The 5,068-nt window shown below is 67.1% G+C and carries 4 protein-coding genes and 2 tRNA genes; 1 reads left to right on the top strand and 5 read right to left on the bottom strand.

All coding sequences use genetic code 11. The features are described from left to right. Positions 1 to 42 precede the first annotated feature (42 nt). From clpX to ACFWM7_RS33475, 5 genes are all read right to left on the bottom strand, one after another. On the bottom strand, positions 43 to 1,341 hold the full coding sequence (gene clpX / locus ACFWM7_RS33495) for an ATP-dependent Clp protease ATP-binding subunit ClpX (protein ID WP_003969179.1): 1,299 nt from the start codon (positions 1,339 to 1,341) through the stop codon (positions 43 to 45). Positions 1,342 to 1,498: 157 nt separating this feature from the next. Beyond that, positions 1,499 to 2,182, bottom strand: coding sequence for an ATP-dependent Clp protease proteolytic subunit (locus tag ACFWM7_RS33490; RefSeq protein ID WP_006124415.1), 684 nt, complete (start codon positions 2,180 to 2,182; stop codon positions 1,499 to 1,501). 82 nt (positions 2,183 to 2,264) lie between these two features. Then, positions 2,265 to 2,870: an ATP-dependent Clp protease proteolytic subunit gene (locus ACFWM7_RS33485; RefSeq protein WP_366817271.1), complete on the bottom strand. Its 606-nt coding sequence runs from the start codon at positions 2,868 to 2,870 to the stop codon at positions 2,265 to 2,267. A gap of 267 nt (positions 2,871 to 3,137) precedes the next feature. Beyond that, a complete protein-coding gene (gene tig, locus ACFWM7_RS33480) occupies positions 3,138 to 4,547 on the bottom strand; it encodes a trigger factor (RefSeq protein ID WP_383268069.1) in 1,410 nt (469 codons plus the stop codon). Between the two features lie 150 nt (positions 4,548 to 4,697). After that, positions 4,698 to 4,774 (bottom strand) — tRNA-Pro (locus ACFWM7_RS33475). A 189-nt stretch (positions 4,775 to 4,963) separates the two neighbouring features. Here ACFWM7_RS33475 and ACFWM7_RS33470 point away from each other — a divergent pair. Continuing rightward, positions 4,964 to 5,037: transfer RNA gene (locus tag ACFWM7_RS33470), tRNA-Gly, on the top strand. Positions 5,038 to 5,068: the final 31 nt, after the last annotated feature.

Below are 5,068 nucleotides of genomic sequence, written 5' to 3'. Positions count from 1 at the left end.
GTGGGCGCCCCTTCGGCGTTGGCGTACGCAAGTCGCCTGCGGCTACGCCGACTTCTCGTGGCGGCCGCCGTCGTTCTTGCCGATCGTGCGCGGCTCGCGCGGGACCAGCGTCGGGTTGACGTTGTTGCGGACGACGTCGGGCGTGATGACGACGCGGGCGACGTCCTTGCGGGACGGGACCTCGTACATCACGGACTGGAGGACTTCCTCCATGATCGCCCGCAGTCCGCGCGCGCCGGTCTGGCGCAGGATCGCCTGGTCGGCGATGGCCTCCAGCGCCTCGCGCTCGAAGTCCAGCTCCACACCGTCGAGTTCGAAGAGGCGCTGGTACTGCTTGACCAGGGCGTTGCGCGGCTCGATGAGGATCTGGAGCAGGGCCTCGCGGTCCAGGTTGTGGACCGAGGTCAGCACGGGGAGACGGCCGATGAACTCGGGGATCATCCCGAACTTCACCAGGTCCTCCGGCATGACCTCCTGGAACTGGTCACTCGCCTGGATCTCCAGCTTGGAGCGGATCGTGGCGCCGAAGCCGATGCCCTTGGCGCCGGCCCGGGACTCGATGATCTTCTCCAGGCCGGAGAACGCGCCGCCCACGATGAACAGCACGTTCGTCGTGTCGATCTGGATGAACTCCTGGTGGGGGTGCTTGCGTCCGCCCTGCGGCGGGACGGAGGCGGTAGTGCCCTCCAAGATCTTCAGCAGGGCCTGCTGCACACCCTCGCCGGAGACATCGCGGGTGATCGAGGGGTTCTCGCTCTTGCGGGCGACCTTGTCGATCTCGTCGATGTAGATGATCCCGGTCTCGGCCTTCTTGACGTCGTAGTCGGCCGCCTGGATCAGCTTGAGCAGGATGTTCTCGACGTCCTCGCCGACATAACCGGCCTCCGTCAGCGCCGTCGCGTCCGCGATCGCGAACGGGACGTTGAGCATGCGGGCCAGCGTCTGGGCGAGGAGCGTCTTACCGGAACCCGTGGGGCCCAGCAGGAGGATGTTCGACTTGGCGAGCTCGATCGCGTCCTCGCGACCGGCGCCACCGCCGTTCTCCCCGGCCTGGACCCGCTTGTAGTGGTTGTACACCGCGACGGAGAGGGCCTTCTTCGCGGGCTCCTGCCCGACGACGTACCCCTCCAGGAACTCGTAGATCTCGCGGGGCTTGGGAAGCTCTTCCCAGCGCACCTCGCTCGTCTCCGCGAGCTCCTCCTCGATGATCTCGTTGCAGAGATCGATGCACTCGTCGCAGATGTACACACCGGGCCCCGCGATGAGCTTCTTCACCTGCTTCTGGCTCTTTCCGCAGAACGAGCACTTGAGCAGGTCGCCGCCATCACCGATGCGTGCCACGAGGTGCTTCCCCTTCGCCTGGGAGGCCGCCTGGTTCAGCGGCTCCTGGTGCCTCTAGTCGACGGTACCTTGCCTGGGCCCCCGTTCGGGCCCCCCTTGGCACGGTTCACACGGCCGTGGTCGTGCAAACGGAATGTGCCAAGGGGAAAGACCGACGTCAGAGCGATGCGCCCGCGGTGGTCTTGCGGGTGGAAACGATCTGGTCGACCAGACCGTACGCGAGGGCGTCCTCGGCCGTGAGGATCTTGTCCCGCTCGATGTCCTCGCTGATCTTCTCCAGCGGGGTCGTCGAGTGCCGGGCCAGCATCTCCTCCAGCTGCGTCCGCATACGGAGGATCTCGTTGGCCGCGATCTCCAGGTCCGAGAGCTGCTCGCGGCCCGTCTGCGAGGACGGCTGGTGGATGAGCACCCGGGCGTGCGGGAGCGCCATGCGCTTGCCCGGGGTGCCGGCGGCGAGCAGGACGGCGGCGGCGGAGGCCGCCTGGCCCATGCAGACCGTCTGGATGTCCGGCTTCACGAACTGCATCGTGTCGTAGATCGCGGTGAGCGCGGTGAACGAGCCGCCGGGGCTGTTGATGTAGATCGAGATGTCGCGGTCGGGGTCCATCGACTCCAGGCACAGCAGCTGCGCCATGACGTCGTTGGCCGAGGCGTCGTCGATCTGGACGCCCAGGAAGATCACGCGCTCCTCGAAGAGCTTCGCGTACGGGTCGTACTCACGCACACCCTGCGAGGTGCGCTCCACGAAGCGCGGGACGACGTAGCGGTTGTCCACCTGCGGGCCGGTGTAGAGGCCGCTCGCGGAGGCGCCGGAGAAGTTGTTCATGTGGGTGTTCACCATCCTGGTGGCGTTCTGGGGCTGGAGGTCTCGGCGTACGAGAAGGGGGTGCGGGAGTGGTGCCGACGGTCCGGTGGATACCGGATCAGGCACCGGTGCCGCCGCCGCCCGGGATGCCCGACGCGAACGTGATGATCTCGTCGATGAGGCCGTAGTCCTTGGCCTCCTCCGCCGTGTACCAGCGGTCGCGGTCGCCGTCGCGGATGATCGTCTCGACGGTCTGGCCGGAGTGGCGGGCGGTGATCTCCGCCATCCGCGTCTTGGTGCGGAGCAGGTACTCGGCCTGGATCTTGATGTCCGAGGCCGTGCCACCGATGCCGGCCGAACCCTGGTGCATGAGGATGTCGGTGTTCGGGAGCGCGAAGCGCTTGCCCGCGGCGCCGCCGGTGAGCAGGAACTGGCCCATGGAGGCGGCCATGCCCATGCCGATGGTGACGACGTCGTTGGGGATGTACTGCATGGTGTCGTAGACCGCCATGCCGGCCGTCACCGAACCACCGGGGCTGTTGATGTAGAGGTAGATGTCCTTGTCCGGGTCGGCGGCAAGGAGGAGAAGCTGTGCGGTGATCTTGTTGGCGATGTCATCGTCGACCTGCTGACCGAGGAAGATGATGCGCTCGCCGAGCAGTCGGCTGTAGACCTGGTCACCGAGGCCTCCACCGAGGGACGGCTCTCCGGCGGCGTAGGGCATCAGATTCGTCACGTATCCACCTGCTCGTCTCTGACGGCTCCGGCCGTCTCAGCGTCTTCGTACCGGGCGGGTGAAGTCACTGCCCCACCCTTCCTCTTCATGGACCCTAACGCGCAGGTGGGACAACGCCATCCCGCTTCCGCAACTGTTCGCTGGGAGCGCAAGGTCCGCAGTGGGCACAAGGGTTCCGGGGCTCGTACAGCGATACGACGACGGGCCCCGAACACGTGGTGCGTTCGGGGCCCGTCGTTCGGATCAGGACGAGGCTCAGGCCTCGTTCTTCTCCTCGGCCTTGTCGGCCGCCTTGTCCTCGGTGGTGGCCTCGGCGGCCGCCTCCGTGGTCTCGGCGGTCTCTGCGGTGTCCTCGTCGTCTTCCAGGTCGACGACCTCACCGTTGGTGTCGACGACCTTGGCGGCCTCGACGACGACGGCGAGCGCCTTGCCGCGGGCGACCTCGCCGACGAGCATCGGCACCTGGCCACCCTCGACGACGGCCTGGGCGAACTGGTCGGGGCTCATGCCGGAGGAGGCAGCGCGCCGCATGAGGTGCTCGGTGAGCTCCTCCTGGTTGACGTTCAGCTTCTCCTTGTTGACGAGCTCGTCCAGGATGAACTGGGTCTTGATGCCCTTGATGGCCTGCTCGGAGGTCTCGTTCTCGAACTCCTCCAGGGTCTTGCCCTGGATCTCGAGGTACTTCTCCAGGTCGAGACCCATCTGACCGAGCTGGTGGTGCTCCAGGTTGTGCTTGCGGGTCTGGACCTCGTCCGCGAGCAGCTTCTCCGGGATCGGGACCTCGGCGAGCTTCAGCAGCTCCTCCAGGACGCGCTCCTGGGCCTGGGTGGCCTGGTCGTACTGCTTGGTGGTCTCCAGGCGCTTGCGGCTGTCGGCCTTCAGCTCCTCCAGCGTGTCGAACTCGCTGGCCATCTGGGCGAAGTCGTCGTCCAGCTCGGGGAGCTCACGGGCGGCGACGGCGGTGACCTTGACGGTGACCTCCGCGGCCTTGCCCTCGGCGGAGCCGCCCTTCAGCTCGGAGGTGAAGGTGGCCTCGCCACCGGCCTCCAGGCCGGTCACGGCCTCGTCGATGCCGTCGAGGAGCTCGCCGGAACCGATGGTGTACGAGACACCGGCGGCCACGCCGTCCTCCAGGACCTCGCCGTCGACCTTGGCCTCCAGGTCGATGGTGACGACGTCGCCGTCGGCGGCGGCGCGCTCGACCGGGTTGGTGGCGGCGAAGCGCTCACGGAGCTGCTCCACGGCCTTCTCGACCTCTTCGTCGGTGACCTCGAGGGCGTCGACGGTGACCTCGATGCCGGAGTAGTCCGGGATCTCGATCTCGGGGCGTACGTCAACCTCGGCGGTGAAGGCCAGCAGCTCGCCGTCCTTCAGCTCGGTGATGTCGACCTCGGGCTGGCCGAGGACGTTCAGCTCACCCTCGTTGACCGCCTCGGTGTAGAACTTCGGGAGGGCGTCGTTGACGGCCTCCTCCAGCACCGCACCGCGGCCGAACCGCTGGTCGATGACCCGGGCGGGGATCTTGCCCTTGCGGAAGCCCTTCACCGTGACCTGCTGGTTGATCTTCTTGTACGCCGCGTCGAGGCTGTCCTTGAGCTCCTCGAAGGGCACCTCGATGCTGAGCCGAACCCGAGTCGGGTTCAGGGTCTCCACGGCGCTCTTCACGGTTCGGTCTCCTTGGTGGCTGACTTCTTGGGGTTCTGCTCGACCGCCGATCGGCGGCTTCGCGGACCGAGCCCGGTACATCAGACACACGGGCACGCATTTTGCATAGTAACGGCAAGGGGGAGGACTCCCACAATGCGATCTTGCTGGTGGTCGGGGTGGCCGGATTCGAACCGACGACCTTCCGCTCCCAAAGCGGACGCGCTACCAAGCTGCGCCACACCCCGTCGGTGCGACACGTAGGGTACATGCACGAGGACCGCGGATCCGCCGCTTTACGGGGCGGCTCCCCCGGGTCGGGTCCGGCGCCGACGCGAACCGGGTCCGGCGGTCGGCACAACGGGTGTGCGGGCACCGCCACCGACCCGCTACGATGCTCTTCGTGCCGCGGTCCACAGACCTGCGGTGCGAGCCTTGCGGGCGTAGCTCAATGGTAGAGCCCTAGTCTTCCAAACTAGCTACGCGGGTTCGATTCCCGTCGCCCGCTCCACGCAGTCGAGGGCCGGGCCGGAGGATGATCC

The organism is Streptomyces sp. NPDC058375, from assembly GCF_042723425.1.
GTDB lineage: Bacteria > Actinomycetota > Actinomycetes > Streptomycetales > Streptomycetaceae > Streptomyces > Streptomyces durocortorensis.
This window is presented reverse-complemented; position numbering and strand designations above follow the sequence as displayed.